The following is a 17,722-nucleotide window of genomic DNA, read 5'->3' on the forward strand; positions in this document are numbered from 1 at the left end:
CCACCAGCGGGTTTGCGAGAGCGGGAGGCAGCGGTGAGGACAGCGACCCTCGACCCGGCGCGGCGCGCCGAGGCACTGGCGGAGATGGCCGAGCGTGAACTGGACGTGCTGGTGGTCGGCGGCGGCATCGTCGGCGCGGGCACCGCGCTGGACGCGGCCACCCGTGGCCTGTCCACCGGGCTGGTCGAGGCGCGCGACTGGGCGTCCGGCACCTCCAGCCGGTCCAGCAAGCTGATACACGGCGGCCTGCGCTATCTGGAGATGCTCGACTTCCCCCTCGTGCGCGAGGCCCTGAAGGAGCGCGGCCTGCTGCTGGAGCGGCTCGCCCCGCACCTGGTCAAACCGGTGCCGTTCCTCTACCCCCTCCAGCACCGCGGCTGGGAGCGGCTGTACGCGGGCACGGGCGTCGCGCTCTACGACGTGATGTCCATGGCCCGGGGCCACGGCCGGGGCCTGCCCACGCACCGCCACCTCAGCCGCAACCGCGCCCTGCGCGTCGCTCCCTGCCTGCGCAAGGACGCCCTGGTCGGCGCCCTCCAGTACTACGACGCCGAGGTGGACGACGCCCGCTTCGTCGCCACCCTGGTCCGCACGGCGGCGTCCTACGGCGCCAAGGTCGCCAACCGAGCTCGCGTCACCGGTTTCCTGCGCGAGGGCGAGCGCGTCGTCGGGGTCCGGGTGGAGGACGTGGAGGGCGGCGGGGAGTACGAGATCCGCGCCCGCCAGGTCGTCAACGCCACCGGTGTGTGGACCGACGACACCCAGGGGCTGGTGGGGGAGCGCGGCCAGTTCCACGTCAAGGCGTCCAAGGGCATCCACCTGGTCGTGCCCAAGGACCGCATCCACTCCAGCACCGGCCTGATCCTGCGCACCGAGAAGTCCGTCCTCTTCGTCATCCCCTGGGGCCGGCACTGGATCGTCGGCACCACCGACACCGCGTGGGACCTCGACAAGGCGCACCCGGCCGCCTCCAGCGCCGACATCGACTACCTGCTGGAGCATGTGAACTCGGTGCTCTCGGTGCCGCTCACCCGGGACGACGTCGAGGGTGTCTACGCGGGCCTGCGGCCCCTGCTGGCCGGCGAGTCCGAGGCCACCAGCAAGCTGTCCCGCGAGCACACCGTGGCGCATCCGGTGCCGGGCCTGGTGGTCGTCGCGGGCGGCAAGTACACGACGTACCGGGTGATGGCGGAGGACGCCGTCGACGCGGCGGTGCACGGTCTGGACCGGCGGGTGGCCGAGTCGGTCACCGAGGAGATCCCGCTGCTCGGCGCCGAGGGCTACCCGGCGATGTGGAACGCCCGCGAGCGCATAGCCGACCGCAGCGGACTCCATGTGGCCCGGGTCGAGCACCTGCTGAACCGGTACGGCTCGATGACCGACCAGCTCCTCGACCTCATAGCCGCCGACCCCACCCTGGGCGAACCCCTGCGGTACGCGGACGACTATCTGCGCGCCGAGATCGTCTACGCCGCCTCCCATGAGGGCGCCCGGCACCTGGACGACGTCCTCACCCGCCGCACCCGCATCTCCATCGAGACCTTCGACCGGGGCACCCGCAGCGCCCGCGAGGCCGCCGAGCTGATGGCACCGGTGCTCGGGTGGGACGAGGACCAGATCGCCCGCGAGGTCGAGCACTACGAGAAGCGGGTCGAGGCCGAGCGGGAGTCCCAGCGCCAGCCCGACGACCTGACGGCGGACGCGGCCCGGCTGGGGGCGCCGGACATCGTGCCGCTGTAGGACGCTTCGAGCGGGCGGGACGACCGCCCGGCGGCTTCACTCGAACGAGTGGCCGGGTTCGGGATCTCCGTTCCCGGCCCGGTCGTTCTACCAGGTGCGGGGACAGAACTCGGCGGCGAGCAGGGCCGATTCGAGCCGGGGGTCCGTCTCCGCGTCCGTGTTCACCCGGAAGGTGAGCACCCGGCTGCCGTCGGCGGTGGCCGCGGTGCGCACATAGCTTCCCGCGATCCGTCCGTTGTGTCCCCAGACGGTGAGCCCGCACGGAAGCCGGGCCGGATACAGACCCATGCCGTACGCGCCATGCGCGGCCCGCGTGTCCAGCATCTCGCGCAGCCAGTGCGAGGGCAGCAGAGCTCCGCCCAGCAGGGCCGCGTAGAAGCGGTCCAGGTCGTCGAGCGTGGACACCAGCTCGCCCGCCGCCCCGGCCACGCGGGGGTCGAGTTCGGTGACGTCGGAGCCGTCGGGGGCGTAGGCCCGGCCGTGCGGTGGGGGAAGGGAGCGGCGTGAGCCGGGGAAGGAGGTGCCCGTCAGGCCCAGCGGGGCGATGATCCTGCGCTGTGCCTCGGCGGCGTAGGGGCGGCCGGTGACCTGACGGATCACCATGCCGAGCAGGACGTAGTTGGTGCTGGCGTACGAATGGCGGCCCTGGCGGCCGGAAGGGAGGGCGAGCGCGAGACGGACGGCCTGAAGCGGGGTCAGGGGCACGTCGCCATGGGTGGCGTCGGCGAAGTCGGCGATACCGCTGGTGTGGGTGAGCAGGTCGCGCAGTGTGATGCGGGTGCCGTCGACGCGGGGTGCGGTGGACGGGTGCGGCCCGGGAGGCCGCTGAGGCGACCGGATCGGACCGGCAGGGGCGACGCGGCCGGATTCCTCGCCGGAGTGCCGTGTCCCGGCGCTGAGCCGGGGCAGGAGACCGGGGAGGTGCTGTTCGACGGTGTCGGACAGGGAAAGCCGGTTTTCCGCGGCGAGTTGCAGCACGACGGTCGCCACGAAGGTCTTGGTGACGCTCCCGGCGCGGAAATGGTCGGCACGGGCGACACCCCGGCCCGCGTCCGCGTAGCGCCATGCGCGGCGTGTGCCATGACGGTCCTGCGCGAGCAGGGCCGCGGCGGGGGCTCCACCCTCGCTGACCAGCAGCGGAAGCACAGTGTCCGAGAATCCGGCGACGGGGGTCGCGCCGGGAGCCGTGGGGGTGAGCAGCAGAGCCACGAGAACCGGTATGGACAAGACTGTCCGAAGGGTCGGCATCCCTGGCTCCTTCCGTGTCGGGGGACATCATCCCGGCAACTGGAACATCTGGTTCAGGGGGTCCGCCGGCACTCCGGACGAGGTACGCCCACAGGGGCCCCCTGGGCGTCGGCCGGTTGTCGCGTGAGGGACAATGAAGGCTCTGTCAGGGCGGGTTGCATGAGGGGACGCATGTCGGAGGCGGAGCGGGCGGGGTCACCCCGTCAGGAGACTCGTCAGGGCAAGAACGAGCGTCGTCTTCTCGCCGGGCGGTACCGGCTGGGGGACGTGCTGGGCCGGGGTGGCATGGGCACGGTCTGGCGTGCCGAGGACGAGACCCTGGGCCGGACGGTGGCCGTCAAGGAGCTGCGGTTCCCGTCGAACATCGACGAGGAGGAGAAGCGGCGCCTGATCACGCGCACGCTGCGCGAGGCCAAGGCGATCGCCCGTATCCGCAACAACAGCGCGGTGACGGTCTTCGACGTGGTCGACGAGGACGACCGGCCCTGGATCGTCATGGAGCTGGTCGAGGGCAAGTCCCTGGCCGAGGTCATCCGTGAGGACGGTGTGCTGACGCCCCGTCGGGCCGCGGAGGTCGGGCTCGCCGTGCTGGACGTGCTGCGCTCCGCGCACCGCGAGGGCATCCTGCACCGCGATGTGAAGCCGTCCAACGTGCTGATCGCCGACGACGGCCGGGTCGTGCTCACCGACTTCGGCATCGCCCAGGTCGAGGGCGACCCGTCCATCACCTCCACCGGCATGCTCGTCGGCGCCCCCTCCTACATCTCCCCGGAGCGGGCTCGCGGCCACAAGCCCGGCCCCGCCGCCGACCTGTGGTCGCTGGGCGGACTGCTGTACGCCTCGGTCGAGGGTGTGCCGCCGTACGACAAGGGGTCGGCCATCGCCACGCTGACCGCCGTGATGACCGAGAACCCGGAGGAGCCCAAGAACGCGGGCCCGCTGGCCGACGTCATCCAGGGTCTGCTCACCAAGGAGCCCGCCCAGCGGCTCGACGACGCCGGCGCGCGGGCCATGCTCACCAAGGTCATCCACGCCGCCGACCCGGAACCCCTGGACGCCACACGGGTCGTGCCGATCCCGGCGCAGCCCGACTCCCCCGAGACCAAGCGGGAGGAGTCCGGCGACAAGGTGCGCGGGGCGCTGCGCTCGGTCCGCAAGGCCGCCGGGGTGGCATCGGCCGCCGCTGCCGCCCGGCCGAAGAGCGGCGCCGCGGCGTCGACGGGCGCCAATGGGCGCGGAGGTTCCGACACGCCGAACACCAGCGCGAACAAGCCAAGTTCGGGCTGGCCCGTGATGCCGCCGCCGGACATGGATCTCGCGCCGAGGCCCATGCCGAAGGCATCGCTCACCGATGTGGTGCCCAGGCGCACGCTGGTCATCGTCGCGGTGGTGATCGCCCTGGCCGTGCTGGTGCTCGGCACCGTCCTCGCCCTCACGCTCGGCGACGACGACAAGGGTGACGGCGGGGCCAAGGCCGCGCCCAGCGCGAGTTCCTCCACCAAGCGGGACACGGGCAAGGGCGGCGGCACCGGCGCGGACGGCTCGGGCTCCTCGGCCGCCACCGACGGCTCCCGCTCCGGCGAGGCCAGTGACGCGAGCACCGCCGGCGACTCCGACGGCAAGGGCAGCAGCGGCGATTCGGACGACGACTCCGCCTCCGGGTCCGCCGGGGACAAGGGCTCCGGCAGCGGGTCCGCCGTGTCGACGCGCAAGAGCCCCCAGGGCTACTCGATCGGCCTGCCCAAGGGCTGGAAGTACGTGTCGACGAGCGACGCGGGCGACCGCTACACCGGCCCCGAGGGGCAGAAGCTGCTCGTCGGCTGGACCAGCACGCCCAAGAGCGACCCGGTGAAGGACTGGGAGAACCAGGAGCGGTACATGGTCCGCTCCCAGTACGACCGCATCCGCATAGCGAAGGTGGACTACCGGGGCTGGAACACGGCCGACTGGGAGTTCACCTACGTCGACGGCGGCACCAAGTACCGGTCCATCGACCGGGGTTTCGTGGTCAACGACCACCTCGGGCACGCGCTGATGTACACCGCGAAGAGCTCCGGATGGGACGACTCGCTGCGCGAGGACACCTGGAAGACGTTCACTACGTCCTTCGACCCCAAGTCGTGACCTGAACGAGCTCGGGTTGGGAGCCGGGAATCGGTCATCCCCCCGGTGCGGGTTGCCTCCGGCACGTATCGTGAATGGTTGAGAACCGTACGCAGCCGGGTGTGACGCCTGACGGGCGGTGAACGATCGCGGGCGACCGGAACGGCAGGGGGTGGCAGGCATGGACGACTACGCGGGACGGGTGCTCGCCGACCGCTACCGCCTGCCGCTGCCGCCCTCCGACGAGTACGAACTCACCGAGACGTACGCCTTCGACACCTACAGCGGGCAGGAGGTGCTGGTCCGTCAGGTGCCGTTGCCGGAGGTCGTCGAGGCCGAGGTGATCGACGCCGAGGGACTGCCCGAGGGGTTCACCGCGCGTGAGCGCGGGCGCCGTGCCCCGGCGGGCCGCAGCGCCACCCGTACGCCCAAGGACCCCGCCGTCCGGCGCGCCGTGGAGGCCGCGCAGGCGGCGGCCCGGATACCCGACCATCCGCGCCTGGACCAGGTCTTCGACGTGTTCGCCGAGGGCGGTTCGCTGTGGATCGTCAGCGAGGCGGTGTCGGCGCGCCCGCTGTCCGCGCTCCTCGCCGAGCAGCCGCTGACGCCCTACCGGGCCGCCGAGGTCGCGGCCGACGTGGTGATGGCGCTGCGCGTACTGCACGCCCACGGCTGGACCCACCGCAACATCACCTCCCGCACGGTCCTGGTCTGCGACGACGGCCGGGTCATGCTGACCGGCCTCGCGGTCGGCGCGGCGGAGGAGGCGCTCTGCGGGTACGACCCCGTCCCGGCCCAGGACGGGCCGGAGGAACCGCCCGCGCCGGACCAGCGGCAGGCTGCCGGGGGTGCCGTTGCCCGCACGGCCGCCGCAGCCGCCGCCGACACGGACCCCGAGGCCGCACGGCGTGCCGCGATACAGGCGCGGGTGACCGGCGGACTGCCCGTACCCGCCTCGAACGGAGACTCCGGCGCCGTCGTCCCGGCCCTGCCACGGGTGCCGGAGAGCGGCGACGACATCCGGGCCGCCCGCGCCGGGGCCATCGCCGCGTACCGCGCCGGTGCCCGGGCCGCCGCCCGCGTACAGGAGACGGAGCGGGGCGGCCGTACCGCCCTGCCCGCCGAGGGTGAGATCGCGGGGGAGGACGGTACGCCGCCCGGTTCCGTGGCTGACCCGTACGGGGTGGCCGGGCGGCCCTGGCACGGCGCCGTACCCCGCCCCGGCACCCCCGCCCGGCAGGAAGCGGCGCCGCCCTATCCGCTGAACCCGGCCCAGCCGGGCGTGCCCGCTCCGCCGCGCCCCGCGCTGCCCGCGCAGAACGGCGGGCCGGGCGTGTCCGGGTGGGACGAGCCGGAGGCCGCCGGGGCGCGGCGCGGTCCCGGTACCGCGATCGCGGCGGAGCGGGCGCGGCACATGCGGATGACCGTCGTGGGGCCGGTGACCGAGCGGTGGGCGCCCGAGCAGGCCGGTCCGGTGCACGAGAACTGGCAGCTGGCCGCGCCCGTGGGGCCCGCGACCGACCTGTGGGCGCTCGGCGCGCTCCTCTTCCGTGCCGTCCAGGGCCACGCGCCCTACCCGGAGGAGTCCACCGCCGAGCTGGTGCAGCTGGTCTGCGCGGAGCCGCCCGCCTACGCCGAGGAGTGCGGCCCGCTGCGCCCGGTCGTGGAGTCACTGCTGCGTCAGGACCCCACCGAGCGGCTGGACTTCGAGGAGCTGAGCGGCTGGCTGCGTTCGCTGGTGCGGTCCGCGCCCGAGCCGGACGCCGGTGCCCATGTGGTGCCGGTGCCGCCCGCCGACCCGACCCGGCTGCCGATAGTGCGGCGGCGCGGTGAGCTGGCCCGGTGGCGTCGCCGGAACAAGGCGCCCGTGCCCCATCCGCACGGCAGGCACAAGCGGGCCCGGCAGGAGGCCGCCGGTTCGCCGCGCAGCCTCGGCCGTGTCCTGCTGCTGTTCGTCTTCCTGCTGCTGGCCGGAGCCGTGGCCTACGCGGTGATGTTCATGCCCAAGCAGGGCGAGAGCGGCGACCGGAGGGGGGCGGCGGGCCCGGCGAGTCCCGCGCCCTCCCGTGCGCAGCAGCCGTCGAGCGAGGAGAGCACCCCGGGCGACGGCCCGACCGCCTCCTCGCCCGCCACCGAGACCCAGACCGGCGGCGGTTCGGCCGCGGACGGGTTCACCCTGCGCACCGACCCGGCCGGCTTCAAGGTCGCCGTCGCCAAGGGCTGGGACCACGCGCCGCGCAACAGCAGCGGCCAAGTCGTCTATGCGCACCGGAACTTCGAGTTGGTCGTCGTGCCCGGCCGGGACAGTACCGCCACCTACGGCAGCGACCCGATGGTGTACCAGCGGGACAAGGAGCGGGAGTTGCAGCCGTACCGCGACTCCAGCTGGGCCACCGCGTCGGGGCTGCGCACCATCGAGGTGGGCGGACGGACCATGGCCGAGGGGCAGTTCACCTGGACCGATGCCCAGGGCCGCGACCTGTTCGTGCGCAACATGGCGATGCTGCTGAACGGGCGGTACCACATCGTGCAGGTCCGCGGCCCGGAGGCGGAGCGCGACGAGGTCACCCGGCTCTACGACCAGGCGACGGCCACTTACCGCTACACCGGCTGAGGCGACACACCGACAGGACCCTTTGCGGAAGCGGGCGTTCGGTTCCCCGGACTGTGCGGAAGCGACAACAGTCACAGTGCTGTTTCCGTGGTACCCCGCCGGTTCCCTGTGCGAGGGCCGGTCCATAGTCTGACCCTGACAAGAGCATTGCGGGGCAACGTGAATCAGATGCAGGGCCAGCTCGTGGCGGGCCGCTACCGGCTCACCGATTCCATCGGCAGCGGCGGCATGGGCCGGGTGTGGCGCGCCCATGACGAGGTGCTGCACCGGAAGGTCGCCGTCAAGGAGCTGACCGCGGCGCTCTACGTCTCCGAGAGCGACCAGCACATCCTGCTGGCCCGCACCCGCGCCGAGGCCCGTGCCGCCGCGCGCATCAACCACTCGGCCGTCGTCACCGTGCACGACGTCCTCGAACATGACGGCCGTCCGTGGATCGTGATGGAGCTGGTCGAGGGCGAGTCGCTGGCCGACGCGGTCAAGGAGCGGGGCCGGATCGAGTCCCGCGAGGCCGCCCGGATCGGCCTGTGGGTGCTGAGGGCGCTGCGCGCCGCGCACACGGCGGGCGTGCTGCACCGCGATGTGAAGCCCGGCAACGTCCTGCTCGGCCGGGACGGCCGGGTCCTGCTCACCGACTTCGGCATCGCCCAGATCGAGGGCGACAGCACCATCACCCGTACCGGGGAGGTCGTCGGCTCGGTGGACTACCTCGCTCCGGAGCGAATACGTGGCCACGATCCCGGCCCCGCCTCCGACCTGTGGGCGCTCGGCGCGACGCTGTACACCGCTGTCGAGGGACGTTCGCCGTTCCGCCGCACCTCGGCGCTGGGCACCATGCAGGCCGTCGTGGAGGAGAACGCCGAGGAGCCCCGTAACGCCGGTGCGCTCGGCCCGGTCATCGCCGCGCTGCTGCACAAGGACCCCGCCCGGCGCCCGGACCTGCACACGGCCGAGCGGATGCTGGACGACGCGGCCGCGGGCCGGCGGATTGAGACCGTGCCGGTGTTCCCGCCGTCCCCGGCGCCGGGTCCGCACAGTGCCGTCCCCGCCTCCCGGGACACCGCCGTCACGCCCGTCGCCCCCGCCCCGTCCCGGCGCGGACGCCATACCCGGACGCTCGCGCTGGTCGCCGCCGCCGTCGTGGTGTTCTGCGCGAGCCTGACCGCCGGCTACCTCCAGTGGGGCGGCGGCCACCACACGGCGGCCGAGGACGACCCCACCGAAGGCCCCTCCGCCTCCGCGTCGGCCACGGCGAGCCCCGGCACCGTCCCCGACGACTGGGTGCGGTACGACGACCCGGTCGGTTTCAGCCTCTTGCTGCCCAAGGAGTGGAAGCGGTCCGTCTCCATCGACCAGGACGGCATCCGGCAGGTCGACTACTCGCCCGACAAGGGCAAGCACCTGGTGCGGGTCGCCGTCGACACCGAGCCGGACTTCCGCACCTCCTACGAGCACCTGACCAACCTGGACCAGCGGGTCTCACCGCGGCTGCTGGACTACAGGCGGCTGAACCTGAAAGAGGAGCTCTTCCGCGACCTGCCGGGCGCCCGCTGGGAGTACACGTGGAACGCGCTGGCCAAGGACGGGCCGCACTACTTTCCGGGGCCCTACCACGCGATCGACGTCGGCTACATGAACAGTGAGGAAACCGAGTACGCCATCTACGCGTCCTCGCCGGCCGACGACTGGGACACCACCAAAAAGCAGTTCAACTGGATTCTGCGGAGTTTCCAGGAGGGGTGACCGGCTCAGGCGTAGTCCGAGCAAACGCGGACGATCTTGCTTCCCTCTATGACCGCCACCTGGGCGCCGATGTGGTCGAGGTCATCGCCGGAGGGCGACGCGTAGGTGGTGAAGGAGGTCGTCGATCCGTTTCCGTCGTATTCGGAATGCCAGGGCCACTCCGTCACCCATCCGGTGCCTTCGTCTATGGAAACGAATCGAATGGCCACATGGTGACCATCGGCAGCGGTGTCCTTGACCCAGCCGCTGATGTTTACTTTCATGATTCACATGACAGCGTGATTCCAGCCATCCGTTTCCCCGCACGGCGCCGGAGCCGGCGGCCACGCGAGGGCCGAATCGGCCGCCTCCCTCGCACCTTGGCCGGTCAGCGCCCCGGAGGGGATACGTCCGGTACGGCATGATGGGCCCCATGGGGACCGAGGGGCACGACCTCCGTGTGATCGCGGGCCGTTACCGCCTTGAGGCGCGCATCGGACGCGGTGGGATGGGCGTCGTCTGGCGGGCCGACGACCTGGTGCTGGGCCGTCAGGTGGCCGTCAAGGAACTCACCCTGGACGACTCCCTGTCGGAGGAGGACGCCCGCAGGCGACGGGAGCACTCCTTCCGTGAGGCGCGGGCGGTCGCCCAGCTGCGGCATCCGCACATCATCGTGGTGCACGACGTGGTCGAGCAGGACGAACGGCCCTACCTGGTCATGGAGTTGATCGATGGCTGTTCGCTCGCCGAGCGGATCGCCGCCGACGGCCCGGTGGACGCCGCCGAGGCCGCCCGGATCGGCGCCGACCTGCTGAGCGCGCTGGCCACCGCGCACGCGGCCGGGGTGCTGCACCGGGACATCAAGCCCGCCAACGTGCTCCTGGAGTCCGGCACCGACCGGGTCGTGCTCACCGACTTCGGCATCGCGCGGGTCGCGGGCGCCACGACCCTCACCGAGACCGGTTCGTTCGTCGGCTCGCCCGAATACACCGCCCCCGAGCGGATGTCGGGGCTGCGCGGCGGGCCCGCGTCCGACCTGTGGTCGCTCGGCGCGCTGCTGTGCGCGGTACTCAGCGGCGAGTCGCCCTTCCGGCGCGACTCGCTCGGCGGCATCCTGCACGCCGTCGTCACCGACGAGATCCGGCCGCCCGCCGAGGCCGGCCCGCTGCTCCCCGTCATCCGGGGCCTGCTGGAGCGCGACCCCGAGCTGCGGCTCGGCGCGGCCGACGCCGAGCGGATGCTGCGCACCTACCTGGACACCGGCCGTATGCCGCCCGCGTCCGGCGTCCCGGCAGCCGCGCGCACCCTCCGGCTGCTCGGCGGGGTACGCGGCGCCAAGTCCGAAACGCCGCCACCGGCCGGTCCCGACGCCGCGCAGGGCCCCGCCGTAGCGGCCCCGCGGTCCTGGCGCCGGCCGCCGAGACGGGCCAGGCTGATCGCCGCCCTGCTGGTCGCCGCGGTGGCCGGGGCGGCGGTGTCGGCGGCGGTGCTGATGCTCCACGACGAACGCGGCGGGAGCGACGACTCGCCCGGCGCCCCCTCCGCCTCCCGGACACCCGGCCCCACGGGTACCACGGCACCCTCCGGGTACCGCACCGCCCGCGACCCGGCGGGCTTCACCCTGGCGGTGCCGGACGGCTTCACCCGCGAACGGCAGGGCGAGCGCGTCTTCTACCTCTCCGCCGGAGGGACCTTCCGCCTCGGCATCAAGATCTCCCCGCCCGAACCCGGCGGCCCGGCCGCCGTCCTGGAGCGCCTCGCGGCCGAGGGCGCGGACAGCAACCCCGGTTACCGCGACGGCCGGGTCACCGAGACCAGCCACGAGAAACACCCCGCCGCGCTCTGGGAGTTCACCTGGAACGGCTACAGCCCCGCCGAGGGCGCCCGGCACACCTACGACCTGTGCTGGGAGGAGGACGGCCGGATGTACGACGTGTGGGTGTCGGGCCCGGTCGGCAAGGTGCGCGAGGCCCGCGAGCACTTCGACGTGGCCGTGGACACCTTCACCGTCACGGCCCGCTGAGCCGGCCGCCGCTTGGTCACGGCTCTGTGACCGGTTCGCGTTCCCCCTGGCTGTCCGCGTGGACGGCGCGATAGGGATGGAACCATGAGCAGCGACGGGGGAGTCGGCCGGGCGGCCGACGACACGACGAGTTTTGTACTGCGCCCGCCGGACCAGGACGCCGGCCCACCGCGCGAGCCCGCCGTACCCGCGCAGCCGCCCCCACCCGAGGAACCCGAGGAACAGGGCGCCGGGCGGCTGATCGCCGGACGGTACCGGCTGCTCGCCAAGCTCGGGCACGGCGGCATGGGCACGGTCTGGCGGGCCAGGGACGAGACGGTGGAACGCGAGGTCGCCGTCAAGGAACCCCGTGTGCCCGACCACCTCTCCGAGCGCGAACGCGGCAATGTCTTCGAGCGGATGCGCCGCGAGGCCCGTGCCGCCGCCCGCCTCGACCACCCGGCCGTGGTCGAGGTGCACGACGTCGCCGTGGTCGACGGCCGCCCCTGGATCGTCATGGAGCTGGTGCACGGCCGCTCCCTCGGCAGCGCCCTCCAGGAAGGCACGCTGGATTCGCGCGAGGCGGCCCGGATCGGCCTCGACGTGCTCGGCGCGCTGGAGACCGCGCACGCGGCGGGCGTCCTGCACCGGGACGTGAAGCCGGACAACGTCCTGCTGGGCCGGCACGACCGCGTCGTCCTCACCGACTTCGGCATCGCCCAGATCGAGGGCGAGACCCAGCTCACCGACACCGGCGGCTTCGTCGGCTCGCCCGAATACACCGCGCCGGAAAGGGTGCTGGGCCGGCGGCCCGGCCCGGCGAGCGACCTGTGGTCCCTCGGGGTCGTCCTGTACACGGCCACCGAGGGCGTGTCGCCGTTCCGCCGCAGCAACACCCCGGCCACCCTCCAGTCCGTGCTGCACGCCACCCCGGCACCGCCCGCCGCACGGGGTCCGCTGGCCGAGGTCATCGACGGCCTGCTCCGCAAGGACCCGGCCACCCGGCCGACGGCGCCTCAGGTACGGGCCCTGCTGGAGGCGGCTGTCAGGCCCCCGGCGCCCTCGCCGCCGACCCGCACCGAGGTGGTGTCCGCACCCAGGTGGCGTCCGGGCCGCAGGACCTGGCTGGGTGCCGGAGCGGTCGTGGTCGCGGCCGCCGTCGCCGGATGGCTGCTGCTCGCCGACCCGTTCGCGGGCCCGCTGCCCGACGGCTGGACGAACCGGAAGGCGCCTGCCCTGGGCGCCACCCTCGCCGTCCCGGAGAGCTACCAGGTGAAGCTCCCCAAGAAGGACGACACCGACCGGAACTGGGTGTCGTACACCGACTGGAGCGGAGCCGTCTCCGTCGTGCTGAGCCTGGACCGCAGGGCCGACGACTCCCTGCACGACATCCAGAGCAACGCCGCCGCCCAGATGTACGCCGACGACGAGCAGTTCAAGAAGCAGGGCGCGTACCAGCTCGAGATGCCCAGCGGCGCGAAGACCCGTCCCGACGGCTCGGCGACCTACCAGGGGCGCAAGGCCGCCCGGAACACTGTCGTCTACACCACCGACGACACCCAGAACCCGCTCCCGCGCGAGCTGGAGCTCTTCTACTACCGCACCACCTCGGGCGACATGTACAAGCTCGTCGTCGGCTATCCCGGCAAGGGCGACCTCACCGCGCGCGGCCAGGAGGTGGCCAAGGAGGCCATCGCCGGACTGCGCTTCGACAAGCCCTGAAACCAGCCGAGTCGAGGGCGCGTACCGCGTCGACAAGCGCCGGGTGCGCGCGGTACTCATGGGGCATGAGTGAAGACGGCGCACCCCCTGCGGTCGGCGGCCGCTACCGGCTCCTCGAACGCGTCGGGGCCGGGCCGACCGGCACCGTCTGGCGCGCCCGCGACGAGCGGGACGGTGACACGGTCGCCGTCAAGGAGCCCCGGCTGCCCGGCGATCCGGCCGGGGACGAGGCCAGTGGGCGGATCGCGCACCGGCTCCAGCGCGAGGCCGGCGCCGCGGCCCGGGTGCGCCACCCCTCCGCCGTCCGGCTCCGGGACGTGGTCAGCGAGGACGGGCTGCCCTGGATCGTCATGGAGTGGGTCGAGGGCGAGTCGCTGCGCGAGACCGTACGGCGCGGTCCGCTGCCGCCCGCCGAGGCGGCCCGGATCGGGCTCGCCGTACTGGGCGCCCTGCGCGCCGCGCACGCGGTCGGCATCGTGCACCGGGACATCAAGCCCGCCAACGTGCTCATCGAGTCCGGCACCGGGCGCGTCGTCGTCACCGACTTCGGGATCGGCGACGGGCACACAAAGGACGCGCCGGAGGGGTTCGTCGCCCCGGAGCGGGCGTCCGGGCGCGGTGCCGGCCCCGCCTGCGACCTGTGGTCGCTCGGCGCGCTGCTCGCCGCCATGGCCGACGGCGACCCCGGCCCGCTCGGCCCGCTGCTGGACCGCCTGCGCGCCCCGGACCCCGACGCCCGGCCGGACGCGGCGGAGGTGGCGGCGGCGCTGGAGACATGTGCCGGAGTGAAGGCGGAGGAGGCGGCAGCCGAACCGGAGCCCGTCGAGCTGACGCAGACCGTCGTGACGCCCGCCCCCGCCGTGCGCCGTACCCCGCTCGCGGCCCTCGGGCTGCTGCTGTCGAAAAAATCCGGAGTCGAGTGACCGGGCTGACCGGGCCGACAACGCCCTGATCAGCGCATTCATCGCCAGTGATCACTGGCGGAATGTGTGCGGCCGGTGAAACCCCGTTACCGACGGGTACCGAAAGCCCGCCCCCCGGCATACCCTGCGGCTCATGACGGACTCGCAGGCCCCGGAAGTCACCGGCACCAACCCGATCGCCCCGGCCCCCGAGGGCGTGCGCACCGCCTCGGACGTGGTCACCCCGGAACTGGTGGCCCAGCTCACCAAGGGCGTCACCGGCTCGGGCCGGACCAGCAACCACACCCCGCTCACCGGGGCCAGGCTGGCCGACCTGCCCGAGTCCACCCCGGACGACGTCACCGCCGCCTTCGAGGCCGCCCGCGCCGCCCAGCGCGTGTGGGAGCGGACCCCGGTGCGCGAACGGGCCGCCGTGCTGCTCCGCTTCCACGACCTGCTGCTGGAGCGCCAGTCGGAGGTGCTCGACCTCATCCAGCTGGAGACCGGCAAGGCCCGGCTGCACGCGCACGAGGAGGTGCAGGCCGTCGCCGTCGCCGCCCGGCACTACGGCCGCCGGGCCCCCGCCTATCTGCGGCCCAAGCGGCACACCGGCGCCATGCCGACCCTGACCAGGGTCACCGAACTGCGGCACCCGCGTGGAGTGGTGGGCCAGATCGTCCCCTGGAACTACCCGCTCGAACTCTCCGTCGGCGACGCCCTGCCCGCCTTCGTCACCGGCAACGCGGTCGTGATGAAGCCGGACACCGAGACCTGCCTGACCGCCCTGTGGGCCCGCGACCTGCTCATCGAGGCCGGACTGCCCGCCGGAGTCTTCCAAGTGGTGCTCGGCGAGGGCCCGGTGGTCGGCCCGGAGATCGTCCGGCACGCCGACTACGTCTCCTTCACCGGCTCCACCCGCACCGGCCGCGAGGTCGCCCAGGGCGCCGCCGCCCGCCTGATCGGCGTCTCCCTCGAACTCGGCGGCAAGAACGCCATGCTGGTCCTGGACGACGCCGACATCGAGAAGGCCGCCGCCGGCGCCGTACGCGCCTGCTTCTCCTCGGCCGGCCAGCTCTGCATCTCCATCGAGCGGCTGTACGTCCACGAGTCGGTCGCCGACGCCTTCCTGGAGCGCTTCGCCGCCCGGACGAAGGCCATGCGGCTCGGCACCGCCCTCGCCTACGGCGCCGACATGGGCTCGCTCGCCGGGGAACGCCAGCTCAAGGCCGTCGAGGCGCATGTGACGGAGGCCGTCGCCAAGGGCGCCAAGGTGCTCGCGGGCGGGGTGGCCCGGCCCGACATCGGCCCGTACTTCTTCGAGCCGACCGTCCTCGACGGCGTCGACGACACCATGTCCGTCTGCGCCGAGGAGACCTTCGGCCCGGTCGTCTCCGTCTACCGCTTCGGCTCCGACGACGAGGCCGTGGAGCGCGCCAACGCCACGCCGTACGGCCTCAACGCCTCGGTGTGGACGACCGACGCGAAGCGCGGCCTGGACATCGCCGCCCGGCTGCGCACCGGCACGGTCAACGTCAACGAGGGCTACGCATCCGCCTACGGCAGCGCCCAGTCCCCGATGGGCGGCATGAAGGACTCCGGCCTCGGCCGCCGCCACGGCTCCGAGGGCATCCTCAAGTACACCGAGGCCCAGACCGTCGCCCGCCAGCGGCTGCTGCCCATGGCGCCCTCGCTCGGCATGGACGACGCCGCGTACGCGGCCTTCATGAGCCGCAGCCTGAAGGTGATGAAGGCGCTCCGCTTCCGCTGACCGCTGTACTGCCGCCCGACCCGCCGTTCCACCACCGTTCTCGACGAGGAGAGCACGTGTCGCAGGAGAAGACTGTCCAGACCCGGAACGAGGAAGGGCGCGACGACGGTTACGACTACGACGTGCTCGTGGTCGGCTCCGGCTTCGGCGGCTCGGTGACCGCCCTGCGCCTGACCGAGAAGGGCTACCGCGTCGGCGTACTGGAGGCGGGCCGCCGCTTCACCCGCGCCACCCTGCCCCGCAACTCCTGGGACCTGCGCAACTATCTCTGGGCCCCGAAACTCGGCCTGTACGGCATCCAGCGCATCCATCTGCTGGGCAACGTCATGGTGCTGGCCGGCGCGGGCGTCGGCGGCGGCTCCCTCAACTACGCCAACACCCTGTACGTGCCGCCGAAGCCGTTCTTCGAGGACGCCCAGTGGCGGCACATCACCGACTGGCAGGACGAGCTGTCGCCGTACTACGACCAGGCCAAGCGGATGCTCGGGGTCCGGCTCAACCCGACGACCACCCCGTCCGACAAGCACCTGAAGGCGGCGGCGCAGCGGATGGGCGTCGGTGACACCTTCCACATGGCGCCTGTCGGCGTGTTCTTCGGGGACGGCGAGGACGCCGACGGCACGGCCGAGGCGCGGCCCGGCGAGCAGGTCGCGGACCCGTACTTCGGCGGCGCCGGGCCCGCGCGCCGGGCCTGTACCGAGTGCGGTGAGTGCATGACCGGGTGCCGGCACGGCGCGAAGAACACCCTCAACGAGAACTACCTGTACCTCGCGGAGAAGGCGGGCGCGGTGGTGCACCCGCTGACCACCGTCGTCTCCGTCACGGACGACTCGCGCGGCGGCTACGCGGTCGCCACCCTGCCCACCGACCGCAAACGCACCGGCCAGGGACGGCTGTTCACCGCCCGCCGAGTCGTCCTCGCGGCCGGTACCTACGGCACCCAGACCCTGCTGCACCGCATGAAGGCGAACCACCAGCTGCCCCACCTCTCCACCCGGCTCGGCGACCTCACCCGCACCAACTCCGAGGCCCTGGTCGGCGCCCAGACCGACGACCGGCGCTACCGCAAGGCGCACGGCGCGGACAAGGTCGACTTCACGCGTGGGGTGGCCATCACGTCCTCCGTCCACCCGGACGCCAACACCCACATCGAGCCGGTCCGCTACGGCAAGGGCTCCAACTCGATGGGCGGCCTTACCATCCTCCAGGTGCCCTACGCCGAAGGCTCCTCGCGCGTCCTCGGCTGGCTCGCGCACGCGGTCCGGCATCCGGTGCAGCTGGCCCGCTCGGTCTCCAACCGGCGCTGGTCGGAGCGGACCATCATCGGCCTGGTGATGCAGTCGCTGGACAACTCCCTGACGACGTACCTGAAGCCCGGCGGCGTCGGCAAGGGACTGCTGACCGCCCGGCAGGGCCACGGCGCGCCGAACCCGACCCAGATCAAGGCCGCCACCCGGGCCGCCTCCGCGCTCGCCGCCGAGATCAACGGCTTCGCGGGCAGCAATATCGGCGAGCTGATGGGCACCCCGCTGACCGCGCACTTCCTCGGCGGCTGCCCCATCGGCGACTCCCCGGAGACCGGCGTGATCGACCCGTACCACCGGCTGTACGGCCACCCCGGCATCTCGGTGGTCGACGGTGCGGCGGTCTCCGCGAACCTGGGCGTGAATCCGTCGCTGACGATCACCGCGCAGGCCGAGCGGGCCATGTCGTACTGGCCGAACAAGGGTGAGGCGGACCCGCGGCCGGCCCCTGGCGCGGCGTACCAGCGGCTGGAGGCCGTGGCGCCGCGCACTCCCGCGGTCCCGGCGGACGCCTTCGGCGCGCTCCGGCTGCCGCTGCTGGCGGTTCCCGAGGTGCCGCGCAAGAAGGACTGAGGGGGTCCTGCGGGAAAGAGACACTGA

General features: G+C 73.0%; 11 protein-coding genes. 9 read left to right on the top strand and 2 right to left on the bottom strand.

Features of this window, described 5'->3' with window-relative positions; genetic code table 11:
• Nucleotides 1-33: 33 nt before the first annotated feature.
• The gene (locus ACIGA3_RS26660) at nt 34-1,740 is read left to right on the top strand and encodes a glycerol-3-phosphate dehydrogenase/oxidase (RefSeq protein WP_399720359.1); all 1,707 of its coding nucleotides are present in this window, start codon (nt 34-36) and stop codon (nt 1,738-1,740) included.
• A gap of 87 nt (nt 1,741-1,827) precedes the next feature.
• On the opposite strand, the gene ACIGA3_RS26665 is transcribed toward ACIGA3_RS26660, so the two are convergent.
• Nucleotides 1,828-2,988 (bottom strand): serine hydrolase domain-containing protein, encoded by a 1,161-nt coding sequence (locus ACIGA3_RS26665; protein ID WP_399720362.1) that lies wholly within the window; start codon nt 2,986-2,988, stop codon nt 1,828-1,830.
• Between the two features lie 171 nt (nt 2,989-3,159).
• On the opposite strand from ACIGA3_RS26665, the gene ACIGA3_RS26670 reads away from it, so the two are divergent.
• From ACIGA3_RS26670 to ACIGA3_RS26680, 3 genes are all read left to right on the top strand, one after another.
• Complete coding sequence (locus ACIGA3_RS26670) at nt 3,160-5,112, top strand: protein kinase (protein WP_399720365.1); 1,953 nt, start codon at nt 3,160-3,162, stop codon at nt 5,110-5,112.
• A 160-nt stretch (nt 5,113-5,272) separates the two neighbouring features.
• Nucleotides 5,273-7,705: a protein kinase gene (locus ACIGA3_RS26675; protein ID WP_399720368.1), complete on the top strand. Its 2,433-nt coding sequence runs from the start codon at nt 5,273-5,275 to the stop codon at nt 7,703-7,705.
• A gap of 168 nt (nt 7,706-7,873) precedes the next feature.
• Entirely contained in the window at nt 7,874-9,445 is a 1,572-nt protein-coding gene (locus ACIGA3_RS26680) for a serine/threonine-protein kinase (protein WP_399720371.1), read from the top strand.
• A gap of 5 nt (nt 9,446-9,450) precedes the next feature.
• On the opposite strand, the gene ACIGA3_RS26685 is transcribed toward ACIGA3_RS26680, so the two are convergent.
• Nucleotides 9,451-9,708: a hypothetical protein gene (locus ACIGA3_RS26685; RefSeq protein WP_399720374.1), complete on the bottom strand. Its 258-nt coding sequence runs from the start codon at nt 9,706-9,708 to the stop codon at nt 9,451-9,453.
• A 149-nt stretch (nt 9,709-9,857) separates the two neighbouring features.
• On the opposite strand from ACIGA3_RS26685, the gene ACIGA3_RS26690 reads away from it, so the two are divergent.
• The 5 genes from ACIGA3_RS26690 (at nt 9,858) to ACIGA3_RS26710 (ending at nt 17,695) form a co-directional block, all read left to right on the top strand.
• Nucleotides 9,858-11,447 carry a serine/threonine-protein kinase gene (locus ACIGA3_RS26690; protein ID WP_399720377.1) on the top strand — a complete coding sequence of 530 codons (1,590 nt, stop codon included), beginning with the start codon at nt 9,858-9,860 and terminating at the stop codon, nt 11,445-11,447.
• An 84-nt stretch (nt 11,448-11,531) separates the two neighbouring features.
• Nucleotides 11,532-13,148, top strand: coding sequence for a serine/threonine-protein kinase (locus ACIGA3_RS26695; RefSeq protein ID WP_399720380.1), 1,617 nt, complete (start codon nt 11,532-11,534; stop codon nt 13,146-13,148).
• 65 nt (nt 13,149-13,213) lie between these two features.
• On the top strand, nt 13,214-14,071 hold the full coding sequence (locus ACIGA3_RS26700) for a serine/threonine-protein kinase (RefSeq protein WP_399720383.1): 858 nt from the start codon (nt 13,214-13,216) through the stop codon (nt 14,069-14,071).
• A gap of 133 nt (nt 14,072-14,204) precedes the next feature.
• The gene (locus ACIGA3_RS26705; RefSeq protein ID WP_399720386.1) at nt 14,205-15,818 is read left to right on the top strand and encodes a succinic semialdehyde dehydrogenase; all 1,614 of its coding nucleotides are present in this window, start codon (nt 14,205-14,207) and stop codon (nt 15,816-15,818) included.
• Between the two features lie 56 nt (nt 15,819-15,874).
• Nucleotides 15,875-17,695 (top strand): GMC family oxidoreductase N-terminal domain-containing protein, encoded by a 1,821-nt coding sequence (locus ACIGA3_RS26710; RefSeq protein ID WP_399720388.1) that lies wholly within the window; start codon nt 15,875-15,877, stop codon nt 17,693-17,695.
• Nucleotides 17,696-17,722: the final 27 nt, after the last annotated feature.

The sequence above is a fragment of the Streptomyces sp. NPDC085596 genome, assembly GCF_044541565.1.
Classification (GTDB): Bacteria; Actinomycetota; Actinomycetes; order Streptomycetales; family Streptomycetaceae; genus Streptomyces.

Coding starts and splice junctions, on each gene's coding strand:
- ACIGA3_RS26685 (WP_399720374.1), bottom strand. CDS start 9,708: ATGAAAGTAAACATCAGCGGCTGGGTCAAGGACACCGCTGCCGATGGT.
- ACIGA3_RS26695 (WP_399720380.1), top strand. CDS start 11,532: ATGAGCAGCGACGGGGGAGTCGGCCGGGCGGCCGACGACACGACGAGT.
- ACIGA3_RS26700 (WP_399720383.1), top strand. CDS start 13,214: ATGAGTGAAGACGGCGCACCCCCTGCGGTCGGCGGCCGCTACCGGCTC.
- ACIGA3_RS26665 (WP_399720362.1), bottom strand. CDS start 2,988: ATGCCGACCCTTCGGACAGTCTTGTCCATACCGGTTCTCGTGGCTCTG.
- ACIGA3_RS26680 (WP_399720371.1), top strand. CDS start 7,874: ATGCAGGGCCAGCTCGTGGCGGGCCGCTACCGGCTCACCGATTCCATC.
- ACIGA3_RS26675 (WP_399720368.1), top strand. CDS start 5,273: ATGGACGACTACGCGGGACGGGTGCTCGCCGACCGCTACCGCCTGCCG.
- ACIGA3_RS26690 (WP_399720377.1), top strand. CDS start 9,858: ATGGGGACCGAGGGGCACGACCTCCGTGTGATCGCGGGCCGTTACCGC.
- ACIGA3_RS26705 (WP_399720386.1), top strand. CDS start 14,205: ATGACGGACTCGCAGGCCCCGGAAGTCACCGGCACCAACCCGATCGCC.
- ACIGA3_RS26670 (WP_399720365.1), top strand. CDS start 3,160: ATGTCGGAGGCGGAGCGGGCGGGGTCACCCCGTCAGGAGACTCGTCAG.